Consider the following 11,532-nt stretch of genomic DNA (forward strand, 5'->3'; position numbering starts at 1 on the left):
GGGCGACGGCTAGTTTCGATCGAAAGCGGCCGTCAGCCTACCCCCGGATTCAGCCCCTTCACTTCGATCAGGAAGCTCTTCGGTTTTTTGAACAATTTGCTCTTGCGGTTGACCTTCAGCCCGACGACCTCGGCGAGTTCCATCACGAAATGGACGCAGTTGCGCTTGCCCAGACTATAGCTCGGCTGCTCGCGGTCGCGCCATTCGGCGACCTTCGCCAAGACCCGCGCATAGGTCGCATCGTCGATCGTGACGTCGAACTGACGGTCGCTCTTGGCGATATAGTCGGGCTTGGAAACCTGCACCTCGCCCTTCACCGACCCGAGCAGGATCGCGGGACTGACCGACGTCGCGGTGAAACCGTAATTGGCATCGACCGTCTCGCCGGTCGCATCGACCTTGCCTTTCATCACGATGAAAGCGTGCGGGAAACGGTCGCCGAAATCGTGGCTGTAGAAACTCACCACCACTTCGGCGCGCGCCGGGGCGGTGAGTCCGGCGCAAAGGAGCAGCAGGGACAGGAAGATCAGGCGCAGGCCGCGGGTCATCGGCGCCCTCTTAGCGAGCGACGCTCCGCCTTGCCAAGCCGCGATTGCCGCTTGACGGAAACGTCAACTTCGCATCTTGTCTCATTGACACTCATGTAAGGAGCAGGGCGCGATGTCGAGGAAGGCCATTTTCATCACCGGCGGCGGTTCGGGCATCGGCCGCGCGGTGGCGCGCCACTTTGCCGGTCAGGGCTGGTTCGTGGGGATCGCCGACGTCAACGGCGCCGGGATCGACGAAACCGCGGCGTTGCTCCCCGAAGGCGCGTCGTCGCGCCACGTCATGGACGTGCGCGACCGCGACCAGTGGAAGGGCGCGCTCGACGCCTTTGCGCGCGCGAGCGGCGGGCGCCTCGACGTGCTGTTCAACAACGCCGGGATCGGCACCGGCGGCCAGTTCGCCGACATGCCGCCCGCCGAGGCAGACCGGCTGATCGCGATCAATTTCGGCGGCGTCGTCAACGGAATCTATGCTGCGTTGCCGCTGCTGCGCGCGACGCCGGGTTCGACGATTCTCAACACCGGATCGGCATCGGGCTTTTACGGCGTCGCTGGCCTCGCCATCTATTCGGCGACCAAGTTCGCGGTGCGCGGACTGACCGAGGCGCTCGAAATCGAGTTTGCCAAGCACGGCATCAAGGTGCGCTCGCTGATGCCCGGCTTTATCGACACCCCGTTGCTCGACCAGGTCAGCGCCGACAGCAACGAACCCGCGCGCAATCGCCTGTCGGCCAGCGGGTTCGAGATCGTCCCCGTCGAGCGCGTTGCCGAAGCCGCGTGGCAAGCGGTGCACGGAACGAGTGTGCATACGACGGTCGGAAAGATGGCCAAGCGGCTGTCGCGCCTCGCGCGCTGGTTCCCCGGGCTGATCGTGCGCCAATCGAAGAAGATCGACGGGCTGGGGTCGGCGGGGCACTGAACCGCGCGCACTCGACTGAGCCGTCAGGCGAGGCGTGTAAAGGCCATCCGCCAGCTGGTATCCCAGCTCTTGCCGCCATCGTCCGACGTTGCCTGTTCCCACCGGCAGGCGTCGGCGCCGTCGACCATCCACAAATAGCGCGCGCGAACGGGGCGGCCGTTCACATCGTCGTCGGAATAGAAGGTCCCCTGCGCGCCTTCGAAACCGCCGACAACGGGGCTGCCCATCGCGCCCGGCCAGCGGCTGTCGAGCCAATAGATCGCCCATTGCCGCCGTTCGGGATCGAAAGCCCGGAGTCCGACAGCATGATAGGACTGGCTTCCCCGCGTCCAGTGATGCTCCTCGAGATTTCCCGACCCGCCGAGGATTTTCCGCATCGATACTTCGCCGGAAAAATCATTCCACTCGCCACTTGCCGCCGACCGCGCATGATGACGGACCGACCAGCGCCCCACCTGAAAATCGAAATCGCTGATCGCGCCCGTCGAAGCTGCGCCCGCGGCATCCGATACGGAAGCGATCGCATCGCTGGCGAACCCCAGCAACGCTGCGCAGACCCCCAGCTCCACCATCTGTCTACGACCGACATTTCGCGGGTGATCATAACGGTCCATCGTGCGGGGCTCCTCGGGCGGAGCCTTTAATTAGGGCGTGCCGCCTTGGCGCAAAAATCAATTTTCGCAACAGTTATGATAAGCTCAGCTTCATATCAGCGCTTGACGGGCCCGCAGGTCACGCTGCCATTGCCGACATTGCGCACGGTGCACACGGGCTTGCCGAGCACAACCGTCTTGCCGATCCCGCGCGCGGTGATCGCGGCGCTCTTCACCGCGCGGATCATATGGTCGCCCGAACCTTCGCTGTCGAAGATCAGTTCGCCGACCGAGAGCGCGCCCGCGTCGAACAGCCCGGCGCCCGACAGCGTCATCTGCGCCTGCTTTGCGGTGCCGCCGAGCGTCATCGTACCGTTGCCGATCATCGCGACCGACAATCGATCGGTCTCGATCGCGCCGACCGACAGCTTGCCGGGTCCGCGCAAGCCGATGAGGACGCGCGTGCCCTTCAGCCGGTCGATCTGCAGCGACCCCGCGCCGCCCATCGTTGCCGAGCGCAGGCCCGTCGCGTTGATGCGGATCGTCACCGCGCCGCGCGGCGCGCGGCGATTCTCGTCGCCCGCGAATTTGCGCTCGCCGATCACCAGCCGGCCGTCGCGCGCCTCGACCGTCAGGCGGTCGAGGGCATCCTGCGGCCCCGTCGCCACCGCGCCCACCGGCGCGCGTGTCGTCACTTCGATCGTGTAATCGGCGTTGACCTCGATCGCCTCGAAGCTGGTGAGGCCAAAGCGTTTCTCGGCCGCCGATGCGGGGCCGGTGAAAAGCAGGGCGGCGGCCGCAAAAGCGGCGCATCGTGGGACGCATCTGGTGATAGGGGTCATGGTGCCGCCTTTACCCCGTTCGGGCGGGCGGCACCAGCATGGCGTCAGTTACAGGCGGCCGATCCCGAACCCACCTCGCGCGTCGTGCAAGTCGCCCCGCCACCCAGCTTCACGTCGCCCGACCCGAGGATGCGAATATCGGCCTTGCCGGTCGCTTGCGCGTCGACATTGCCCGACCCGGCGATCGACACCTCGAGCGTCGTCGCGACAAGCCCATCGGCGTCGATGTCGCCCGATCCGGTGACGCTGAACTCGCCCGAGCCGATCGTACCGCCGCCGATTTCGATATCGCCCGAGCCCGATACGGTGATCTCGGCGCTCTTGCCGGTGAGCTTCGCGACCTTCAGGTCGCCCGATCCGGTGACCACCGCCTCGACCGCGTCGCCATCGACAGTATCGGCGTCGATCGATCCCGACCCGGTCAGGCGAACCGCATTCAGTTTGGGCATGGTGATCGTGATATCCAGATCGTCACCGTCGTGGTTCGAAAAGCTGAAGCCTTCGCGCTTGCGCCCGATCACCAAATTCGTCCCATCAAGCTTGATCTCGAGCCGGTCGAGCGTCTCCTTTCGCCCGCGCGCACTGATCGAGAAGCTGTCGCCCTGCCGAATGGTGACATCGTCGGGTCCCGCGACCTCGACCCCGGTAAATCCGGAGAGCGGGTAGCTTTGGGTGGTTATCGGTCCCACAGACGTCGGCGCGCCTGTCTCGCTCTTGTCCTGCCGGTTGCCGTCCTTGTGATCGGCGCCGTTGCAGGCCGTGACCGTCATTCCAAGGGCCAGCGGCAAAACCGCCATCGTCCAGTACCGCATCATAAATCTCCTCTGTGTATTGCTTGCATAACACACAGTAGCCGGGCCTGTCCAGCGGCGCCTGCCATCTTATCGCCACCTTCGGCGTCCAGAGGGACGATTCTCCCCCGAAACCGAAAGCCAGACCATGAGCGTAGCCTTTCGCCGCGAGAGCGACGACGAGCATAAGGAACCCGAATTCGAGCTGCCCATCGCGGTCGGCCCGAACCTGGTGACCCCGCGCGGACTGCGGTTGCTCGGCGAGGAAGTCGCGCGGCTCGAAGCCGAGATCGCGGAGGCCGCCGACGAGGAGGCGCGCAAGAAATTGCAGCGCCGCCTGCGCTATTTCCACACGCGCCAATCGACGGCGGACGTACAGGCGCCGCCCGCCGACGGCAGCGTCGGGATCGGCAGCCGCGTGACCTATCGCCTGAACAAGGCCGAAAAGACGATCACCATCGTCGGCGGCGACGAGGCCGATCCGGCGCGCGGCCACATCGCCTTTTCCGCGCCGCTCGCCCGCGCGCTGATGGGCGCCGAGGCAGGCGAGAGCGTCGAATATCAGGACCGCGAGGATGCGATTGCGATCCTCGCCGTCGAAGCCGATCCGGAGACGCAGGCATGAAAGACAAGTTCGAACGCCACAAACAGCCGTGGACTCCGGCCGAGATCGACAAGCTCCACACGCTCGCCAAGAAGGGCATGCCGCTGAAGTCGATCGCGAAAGCGCTGACGCGCAGCGAAGAATCGGTGAAGACCCGCGCCAAGGCCGACAGCCTCTCGATCGCAAAGCTGCACTGAGCCACGATGCCCGCTACCGAATTTGATGCCATCGTGCTGGGTGCCGGCGCGGCCGGGCTGATGTGTGCCGCGGTCGCGGGGCAGCGGGGTCGGCGCGTACTGTTGCTCGACCATGCCGATGCCGTGGGCAAGAAAATCCTGATTTCGGGCGGCGGGCGCTGCAACTTCACCAACGTCAACACCACGCCCGACCGGTTCATTTCGTCAAACCCGCATTTCGCGAAATCGGCGCTCGCGCGCTACACCCCCGCCGATTTCATCGCGCTCGTCGAGCGCCACGGCATCGCCTATCATGAGAAAACGCTGGGCCAGCTCTTCTGCGACGGCTCGGCGAAACAGATCGTCGCGATGCTGCTCGATGAGTGCGCCAAGGGCGGCGTCGACATCCGCCGCGGCGAAGTTGTACGACAAATTGACCATGCCGACGGTACGTTCCGCGGCACTTTCGGCAACTTCCGCTTTACGGCCCCGGCGCTGGTCATCGCCACTGGCGGCCCATCGATCCCCCAAATGGGCGCGACCGGCTTCGCTTATGATCTAGCGCGCCAATTCGGATTGAAGGTCGTCGAGCCACGCCCCGCGCTCGTCCCGTTGACGCTGGGCGGCGACGATGTGCTGTTCCGCGAACTTTCGGGAATCGCCGCGCCGGTCGAAGCGCGCGCGGGCAAGGCGGCGTTCCGCGAGGCGGCGTTGTTCACCCATCGCGGGCTTTCAGGTCCCGCGATTTTACAGGTCAGCAGCTATTGGCGGCACGGCGAACCCGTGACGATCGACCTCCTGCCCGATGCACCGCAGGGCTGGCTGCTCGACGCCAAACGCACCCGACCGCGCGCCACCTTGCGCGCCGCGCTCGGCGCGATGCTCCCCGACCGCCTCGCCGAAACCCTCGCCGAACGCCTCGCGCTGCCCGGCGAGCTCGCCGCCCAGACCGATCGCAAACTGGCCGAGGCCGAGGCGCGGCTCGCGGGCTGGATTTTCCGTCCCAACGGCACCGAAGGCTTCGCCAAGGCCGAGGTCACAATCGGCGGAATCGCTACCGCCGGGCTGTCATCGCAAACAATGATGGCCAAAACCGTTCCAAACCTCTATGCGGTCGGCGAGGCCGTAGATGTCACAGGGTGGTTAGGCGGCTATAATTTTCAATGGGCCTGGGCTAGCGGACACGCTGCCGGACAGGTGATTTAAGCCCATTGAGCCCCTTTTCTGTCGGCCTGTCACCGCACCGGTGACCGCCCATATTATTGAGATAAAAATGCCTTTCGAAAATCTTTCCCCCGTCCTTTCGGACGCCCTTGTCGCGCGCGGCTATGAAGCGCTCACCCCCGTCCAGACGCAGGTTAGCGAGGATCAGGCCAAGGGCCGCGACCTGCTCGTCTCCGCGCAGACCGGGTCGGGCAAGACCGTCGCCTTCGGCCTCGCGATGGGCGACGAGCTGATCGAGGATGGCCGCCTGCCCTTCGCGACCTCGCCGCTCGCGCTGATCATCGCGCCGACCCGCGAACTCGCGCTGCAGGTCAGCCGCGAATTGAGCTGGCTCTATGCCAAGGCCGGCGCGCGGATCGCGACCTGCGTCGGCGGCATGGACGCCAGCAAGGAACGCCGCGCGCTCGGCCAGGGCGTACAGATCGTCGTCGGCACCCCCGGCCGTCTGCGCGATCACCTCGAACGCGGCGCGCTCGACCTCACCGCGCTTCGCGTCGCCGTCCTCGACGAAGCCGACGAAATGCTCGACATGGGCTTTCGCGACGATCTTGAGGAAATCCTCGACGGCACCCCCGCGACGCGCCGCACGCTTTTGTTCTCGGCGACGATCCCCAACCCGATCGTTCAGCTCGCCAAGCGCTACCAGAAGGACGCGCTGCGCATCTCGACCGTCGGCCAGGATCGTGGCCATGGCGACATCGCTTATCAGGCGGTGACCGTCGCCCCCGCCGACATCGAGGGCGCGGTGGTCAACCTGCTCCGCCTCCACGACGCCGAAACCGCGATGCTGTTCTGCGCGACGCGCGACAATGTCCGCCGCCTCCACGCCAGCCTCGTCGAGCGCGGTTTCGCCGCGGTCGCACTGTCGGGCGAGCATAGCCAGAACGAACGCAACGCCGCGCTGCAAGCGCTGCGCGATCGCCGCGCCAAGGTCTGCGTCGCGACCGACGTCGCCGCGCGCGGCATCGACCTGCCCACGCTCAGCCTCGTCATCCACGTCGAAATCCCGCGCGACGCCGAGGCGCTCCAGCACCGTTCGGGCCGCACCGGCCGCGCGGGCAAAAAGGGCACCGCGGTCATCATCGTCCCCTATCCGCGCCGCCGCCGCGTCGACGGCATGCTGCGCGGCGCGCGCATCAACGCCGAATGGATGGACGCGCCGACCGCCGCCGACGTGCGCAAGCGCGATCAGGAACGGCTGATGGAGAAATTGCTCACCCCGGTCGAGCATGAGCCCGAGGATCTCGAACTCGCGCAGCGCCTGATGGCCGAGCGCACCCCCGAGGACATCGCCGCGTCGCTTGTCCAGGCGCACCGCGCGCTGATGCCGCCGCCCGAAGACCTCATCGACAACAGCGCACGCGGCCGTGACGGTGCCGGCCGTCCCGAGCGCGGTGAGCGCTTCGAACGTCCGGAACGTGGCGCCGGCGGCGACCAGCGCGAAGGCTTCGAGGACAGCGTCTGGTTCCGCCTCAACATCGGCCGCCACCAGAATGCCGACCCGCGCTGGATCCTGCCCCTGCTCTGCCGCCGGGGCCATGTGAGCAAGAACGAGATCGGCGCGATCCGCATCGGTCCCAAGGAAACGATGTTCAACATCCCGCGCGCGATCGCCGACCGCTTTGCCGAGGCGGTGCTGCGCAGCGCCAACGCCGATGGCGAAGACGACAGCGGCGTTTCGATCACGCCGGCACCCGATGGCCCGACCTATCCGCCGCGCCGCGACAAAGGCGGGCATGGCGGCCCGCGCGACGGCGCCCCGCGCAGCACGCTTGGCCGTGCGCCCGGCGGCGATCGCGGTTTCGGCGATCGTCCCCGCGGTCCGGGTGCTCCCGGCGGCAAGACCGAGCGCTACAAGCCCAAGCCGTTCGGTCAGCGCAGCCCGCGCCGTCCTTCGAAGTAAAACATAACCCCTCCCCCGACGGGGAGGGGCTTTTGTCGCACCACCCTTGCACTCCCCAGCCCGGCCCACCAGATGGACCGGACAGCAGGAGAGCGGCGCATGCAAGCGATCGAAGCCTTTATCGAAAGCCAGGGCGGACCCGAGGTCATCGACTGGCGCGAGGTGACGCTCGGCGAACCCGGCCCCGGTCAGGTACTGCTCCGCCAGACCGCGGTCGGGCTCAACTATCTCGACACCTATCACCGCGATGGCACCTATCCCGTCCCGCTCCCCAGCGGGCTCGGCGTCGAATCAGCCGGTGAAGTCATCGCGGTCGGCGAAGGCGTCCACGGTCTCCAGCCCGGCGACCGAGCCGCGACCTTCGGACCCGAACGCACCGCCTATGCCAGCGCGCGGCTGGTCGGCGCGGCGTCGCTATTCAAGCTCCCCGCCGAAATCGACGACGAAACCGCCGCCGCGGCGCTGCTGAAAGCGTGCACGGTCGAGATGCTCGTCGAACGCTGCGCAAAGGTCGAGGCGGGCGCGACCGTGCTCGTCCACGCCGCCGCGGGCGGCGTCGGGCTGATCCTCGTCCAGTGGCTGAAGGCGATCGGCGCGACGGTGATCGGCACCGTCAGCACCGAAGCGAAAGCGCATGTGGCGCGCGAAGCCGGCGCCGACCATGTGCTGATGTACAAGCAGGACGATGTTGCGGCGCATGTCCGCGAGATCACCGACGGCCAGGGCGTCCCCGTCACCTTCGACGGCATCGGCATGGCGACGTGGGACGTCTCGCTGAAGGCCACCGCACGACGCGGGCTGATCGTGAGCTATGGCAATGCCGGCGGGCCGGTGACCGGCGTCAACCTCGGCGTGCTGGCGCAGCACGGGTCGCAGTTCGTGACGCGGCCGACCTTGTTCGACTATTATCTCCACCCCGGTGAACGCGCTGCGGGCGCGGCGCGCGTGTTCGAAATGATCGCATCGGGCGCGGTGAAGATCACCGTCGGCCAGCGCTATGGGTTGCAGGACGCGGCAAGGGCGCATGCCGACTTGCAGGCCGGGCGCACGACGGGTTCGACGCTGCTGATCCCGGAACACCCTTAGACCCCCCTCCCGCAAGCGGGAGGGGAGATTCAAGCCTTCAACCGCTCCGCATGCCACGCGACATGCTCGGCCAGGAAGGTCGAGATGAAATAATAGCTGTGGTCGTACCCCGGCTGCATCCGGATCGTCGCCTTCTGGCCGGCAAGCTCGCACGCTTCCGCCAGCAAATGCGTTTTCAACTGCTCGGTCAGGAAATTATCGGCCTCGCCCTGGTCGACGAGCAGGTCGGGCACCCGCGCGCCGCCCGCTATCAGCGCGCAGGCGTCGTAAACCGTCCACGCCTCGCGGTCGTTACCCAGATAATTCCCCAACGCCTTCTCGCCCCACGGACATTGCAGCGGCGCAACGATCGGCGAAAAGGCCGACACCGAACGGAAGCGGTCGGGGGTGCGCAGCGCCACCGTCAGCGCGCCATGCCCGCCCATCGAATGGCCCGTAATCCCCTGGCGCGTCATGTCGGCGGCGGCGAATTCGCGCAGGATCAGCGACGGCAGCTCATCCTCGATATAGGAGCGCATCCGGTAATTCGCGGCCCACGGCTCTTCGGTCGCATCGACATAGAATCCCGCGCCCAGCCCGAAATCCCACGCGGCTTCGGGATCGTCGGGAACGGCGTTTCCATTCGAGTCTGGGCCGCGCGGGCTCGTGTCGGGCGCGATGAAGATCACGCCATGTTCGGCGCAGGCGGCGCGATATTCGCCCTTTTCCATCACATTGGCGTGGGTGCAGGTCAGCCCCGACAGATACCAGAGCACCGGCAGCTTCGCGCCGGGTTCGTGGTCGGGGATGAAGACCGCAAAGCTCATGTCGGTGCCGGTCGTGTCGCTCTTGTGTTTGTACACGCCCTGCGTGCCGCCATGGCTGCGAACGGTGGAGAGGGTTTCGAGGGTCATTCGGATTCCTGAACCGGGATGGTGGTAATAAGGGGTTGATGCCCCCAATGACGCAGCAGGTCGAGTATCGCCGCGCCCGCCAGCCCGAGCGTCGCGGTGTTGCGCAGCGGATGGACGTTGACCGGATCGGCCGCCGCCAACGCGTCATCGAGCACTACGGCGATGCTCCCCGGCTCCGCATTGATCGCGGCGAGCGGTGTCACCGACCCCGGCGTGATGCCGAGCAGTCGCTCCATATCCTCGGCCTTGCCAAAGCTGACGCGCTTGCTGCCGATCGCGGCGGGCAGCGCCTTCAGATCGACGCGCGCGTCGGACGGCACGGTCACGAGCCAGAAAATGCCGCCCGCGTCCTTCAGGAACAGATTCTTGGTGTGCGCGCCCGGCATCGCGGCATGCACCGCATCGCTTTCGGCGACGGTGAACACCGCATCATGCTCATGCGCCGCGAAGGGGATAGCGAGCGCACCCAGGTCCGCCAGCAATCCCGCTTCGCCGCGCATCATATTATCGGCTCAAACGACGCGGTGGAGCGCGCAGAGCTTGTTGCCCGACGGATCGCGCAGATAGGCGAGATAGAGCTTGCCGAACCCGCCTTCGCGCACGCCCGGCGGGTCTTCGATCGAGGTGCCGCCCGCGGCGACACCCGCATCGTGCCACGCGTTGGCCTGCTCGGGACCGTCCATCGCGAACCCGATGGTGCAGCCGTTGCCAACCGTCGCCGGCTCGCCGTCGATCGGCGCGGTCACGAGGAACAGCCCGCCATTGTGCATATAGATCAGGCGGCCCTTGTCGTCCTGGATCGCCGGCTTGCCGCCGATCGCCTGGAAGGTCGCGTCATAGAATTTCCTGGCGGCTTCGAGGTCGTTCGCCCCGACCATATTGTGACTGTACATCGCCTTTGCTCCTCCTGATTTGGTTGCGAATCGATACCTATACCCTTCGCGAGCCTAGCGAAAGACCACCGTCTTGCGCCCGTCGATCAAAACGCGCTGTTCGGCGACCCAACGCACGGCTTTCGCAAGCACCTGCGCCTCGACATCGCGGCCGATGCGGATCAGGTCGTCGATGCCGTCGCGGTGGTCGACCCGTTCGACCGCCTGCTCGATGATCGGCCCTTCGTCGAGATCGCTGGTCACGAAATGCGCGGTCGCGCCGATCAGCTTGACACCGCGCTCGTGCGCGCGGTGATAGGGTTTGGCGCCCTTGAAACCCGGCAGGAAGCTGTGGTGGATATTGATGCAGCGCCCCGAAAGCTTCGCCGACAGATCCTGCGACAACACCTGCATATAGCGCGCGAGCACCAGATATTCGGCGCCGCCGCGCGCCATCATGTCGAGAATCGCCGCTTCCTGGTTGGCGCGATTGGCATCGTCCACCGGCAGATAATGGAAGGGCACGCCGTGCCATTCCGAGAGCCGCCGCTGATGCTCATGGTTCGACACCACGCCGACAATGTCGATCGCGAGATTGCCGGTCGACCAGCGATGGAGAAGGTCGTTAAGGCAATGGCTCCCCTGCGACACCGCGATAACGAAGCGCGGCTTGACGCTGCGATCGCTGATCCGCGCATCCATCGCGAAACGCCGGACGATGGGCGCGAACGCGTCCTCCACTCCCGCCAGATCGCCCGGAAAACGCGGTCCGGCCCCGCGAAATTCGACGCGCATGAAAAAGCGTCCCGAACCAAGGTCGGCATATTGCTGGCTGTCGAGGATGAAGCCGTCGCGTTCCGCGAGCAGCCCGGTCACTGCCGCGACGATGCCGACCGCATCGACGCAGCTGAAGGTCAGGATATATCCCCCCGCCATCGCCGGATCAGTAAACGACGACACTGCGGATGCTCTCACCCGCGTGCATCAGGTCGAACCCCTTGTTGATCTCGTCGAGGCTGAGGACATGGGTGATCATGGGGTCGATCTGGATCGTGCCGTCCATGTAAAGATCGACGATCTTGGG

The 11,532-nt window shown here is 66.1% G+C and carries 14 protein-coding genes and 1 pseudogene; 6 read left to right on the top strand and 9 right to left on the bottom strand.

Annotated features, from left to right (window positions below; all coding sequences use genetic code 11):
* Window positions 1-32: 32 nt before the first annotated feature.
* The gene (locus V6M50_RS06325) at window positions 33-548 is read right to left on the bottom strand and encodes a hypothetical protein (RefSeq protein WP_332817710.1); all 516 of its coding nucleotides are present in this window, start codon (window positions 546-548) and stop codon (window positions 33-35) included.
* 112 nt (window positions 549-660) lie between these two features.
* Here V6M50_RS06325 and V6M50_RS06330 point away from each other — a divergent pair, with 112 nt between their 5' ends.
* A complete protein-coding gene (locus V6M50_RS06330; RefSeq protein WP_332817711.1) occupies window positions 661-1,464 on the top strand; it encodes an SDR family oxidoreductase in 804 nt (267 codons plus the stop codon).
* Between the two features lie 23 nt (window positions 1,465-1,487).
* Here the strand turns inward: V6M50_RS06330 and V6M50_RS06335 are convergent, their stop codons facing one another.
* The 3 genes from V6M50_RS06335 to V6M50_RS06345 all read right to left on the bottom strand — a co-directional run bounded on the left by V6M50_RS06335 (window position 1,488) and on the right by V6M50_RS06345 (window position 3,714).
* A complete protein-coding gene (locus V6M50_RS06335) occupies window positions 1,488-2,078 on the bottom strand; it encodes a hypothetical protein (RefSeq protein ID WP_332817712.1) in 591 nt (196 codons plus the stop codon).
* Window positions 2,079-2,173: 95 nt separating this feature from the next.
* Entirely contained in the window at window positions 2,174-2,899 is a 726-nt protein-coding gene (locus V6M50_RS06340) for a head GIN domain-containing protein (protein WP_332817713.1), read from the bottom strand.
* Window positions 2,900-2,943: 44 nt separating this feature from the next.
* Entirely contained in the window at window positions 2,944-3,714 is a 771-nt protein-coding gene (locus V6M50_RS06345) for a head GIN domain-containing protein (RefSeq protein ID WP_332817714.1), read from the bottom strand.
* 124 nt (window positions 3,715-3,838) lie between these two features.
* Here V6M50_RS06345 and V6M50_RS06350 point away from each other — a divergent pair, with 124 nt between their 5' ends.
* From V6M50_RS06350 to V6M50_RS06370, 5 genes are all read left to right on the top strand, one after another.
* A complete protein-coding gene (locus V6M50_RS06350; protein WP_332817715.1) occupies window positions 3,839-4,315 on the top strand; it encodes a GreA/GreB family elongation factor in 477 nt (158 codons plus the stop codon).
* The gene (locus tag V6M50_RS06355; RefSeq protein ID WP_332817716.1) at window positions 4,312-4,491 is read left to right on the top strand and encodes a hypothetical protein; all 180 of its coding nucleotides are present in this window, start codon (window positions 4,312-4,314) and stop codon (window positions 4,489-4,491) included. Before V6M50_RS06350 ends, V6M50_RS06355 begins: the two co-directional genes overlap by 4 nt.
* A gap of 6 nt (window positions 4,492-4,497) precedes the next feature.
* Window positions 4,498-5,676 carry an NAD(P)/FAD-dependent oxidoreductase gene (locus V6M50_RS06360; RefSeq protein WP_332817717.1) on the top strand — a complete coding sequence of 393 codons (1,179 nt, stop codon included), beginning with the start codon at window positions 4,498-4,500 and terminating at the stop codon, window positions 5,674-5,676.
* Window positions 5,677-5,743: 67 nt separating this feature from the next.
* Window positions 5,744-7,597: a DEAD/DEAH box helicase gene (locus V6M50_RS06365; RefSeq protein WP_332817718.1), complete on the top strand. Its 1,854-nt coding sequence runs from the start codon at window positions 5,744-5,746 to the stop codon at window positions 7,595-7,597.
* A gap of 99 nt (window positions 7,598-7,696) precedes the next feature.
* Complete coding sequence (locus V6M50_RS06370; protein ID WP_332817719.1) at window positions 7,697-8,683, top strand: quinone oxidoreductase family protein; 987 nt, start codon at window positions 7,697-7,699, stop codon at window positions 8,681-8,683.
* Window positions 8,684-8,712: 29 nt separating this feature from the next.
* On the opposite strand, the gene fghA is transcribed toward V6M50_RS06370, so the two are convergent.
* The 5 genes and pseudogenes from fghA to V6M50_RS06395 form a co-directional block, all read right to left on the bottom strand.
* Window positions 8,713-9,576: an S-formylglutathione hydrolase gene (gene fghA, locus V6M50_RS06375; protein ID WP_332817720.1), complete on the bottom strand. Its 864-nt coding sequence runs from the start codon at window positions 9,574-9,576 to the stop codon at window positions 8,713-8,715.
* Complete coding sequence (locus V6M50_RS06380) at window positions 9,573-10,079, bottom strand: prolyl-tRNA synthetase associated domain-containing protein (RefSeq protein ID WP_443030489.1); 507 nt, start codon at window positions 10,077-10,079, stop codon at window positions 9,573-9,575. The genes fghA and V6M50_RS06380 overlap by 4 nt, the downstream gene beginning before the upstream one ends.
* Window positions 10,080-10,088: 9 nt before the next feature.
* Entirely contained in the window at window positions 10,089-10,469 is a 381-nt protein-coding gene (locus V6M50_RS06385; RefSeq protein WP_332817721.1) for a VOC family protein, read from the bottom strand.
* A gap of 54 nt (window positions 10,470-10,523) precedes the next feature.
* Window positions 10,524-11,384 carry a formyltetrahydrofolate deformylase gene (gene purU, locus V6M50_RS06390; RefSeq protein WP_332817723.1) on the bottom strand — a complete coding sequence of 287 codons (861 nt, stop codon included), beginning with the start codon at window positions 11,382-11,384 and terminating at the stop codon, window positions 10,524-10,526.
* 7 nt (window positions 11,385-11,391) lie between these two features.
* Window positions 11,392-11,532: pseudogene (locus tag V6M50_RS06395) on the bottom strand (S-(hydroxymethyl)glutathione dehydrogenase); the annotation flags it as partial.

The organism is Sphingopyxis sp. (assembly GCF_036675685.1).
In the GTDB taxonomy this organism is placed as follows: Bacteria; Pseudomonadota; Alphaproteobacteria; order Sphingomonadales; family Sphingomonadaceae; genus Sphingopyxis.

Coding starts and splice junctions, on each gene's coding strand:
- V6M50_RS06325 (WP_332817710.1), bottom strand. CDS start 548: ATGACCCGCGGCCTGCGCCTGATCTTCCTGTCCCTGCTGCTCCTTTGC.
- V6M50_RS06330 (WP_332817711.1), top strand. CDS start 661: ATGTCGAGGAAGGCCATTTTCATCACCGGCGGCGGTTCGGGCATCGGC.
- V6M50_RS06335 (WP_332817712.1), bottom strand. CDS start 2,078: ATGGACCGTTATGATCACCCGCGAAATGTCGGTCGTAGACAGATGGTG.
- V6M50_RS06340 (WP_332817713.1), bottom strand. CDS start 2,899: ATGACCCCTATCACCAGATGCGTCCCACGATGCGCCGCTTTTGCGGCC.
- V6M50_RS06345 (WP_332817714.1), bottom strand. CDS start 3,714: ATGATGCGGTACTGGACGATGGCGGTTTTGCCGCTGGCCCTTGGAATG.
- V6M50_RS06350 (WP_332817715.1), top strand. CDS start 3,839: ATGAGCGTAGCCTTTCGCCGCGAGAGCGACGACGAGCATAAGGAACCC.
- V6M50_RS06355 (WP_332817716.1), top strand. CDS start 4,312: ATGAAAGACAAGTTCGAACGCCACAAACAGCCGTGGACTCCGGCCGAG.
- V6M50_RS06360 (WP_332817717.1), top strand. CDS start 4,498: ATGCCCGCTACCGAATTTGATGCCATCGTGCTGGGTGCCGGCGCGGCC.
- V6M50_RS06365 (WP_332817718.1), top strand. CDS start 5,744: ATGCCTTTCGAAAATCTTTCCCCCGTCCTTTCGGACGCCCTTGTCGCG.
- V6M50_RS06370 (WP_332817719.1), top strand. CDS start 7,697: ATGCAAGCGATCGAAGCCTTTATCGAAAGCCAGGGCGGACCCGAGGTC.
- fghA (WP_332817720.1), bottom strand. CDS start 9,576: ATGACCCTCGAAACCCTCTCCACCGTTCGCAGCCATGGCGGCACGCAG.
- V6M50_RS06380 (WP_443030489.1), bottom strand. CDS start 10,079: ATGATGCGCGGCGAAGCGGGATTGCTGGCGGACCTGGGTGCGCTCGCT.
- V6M50_RS06385 (WP_332817721.1), bottom strand. CDS start 10,469: ATGTACAGTCACAATATGGTCGGGGCGAACGACCTCGAAGCCGCCAGG.
- purU (WP_332817723.1), bottom strand. CDS start 11,384: ATGGCGGGGGGATATATCCTGACCTTCAGCTGCGTCGATGCGGTCGGC.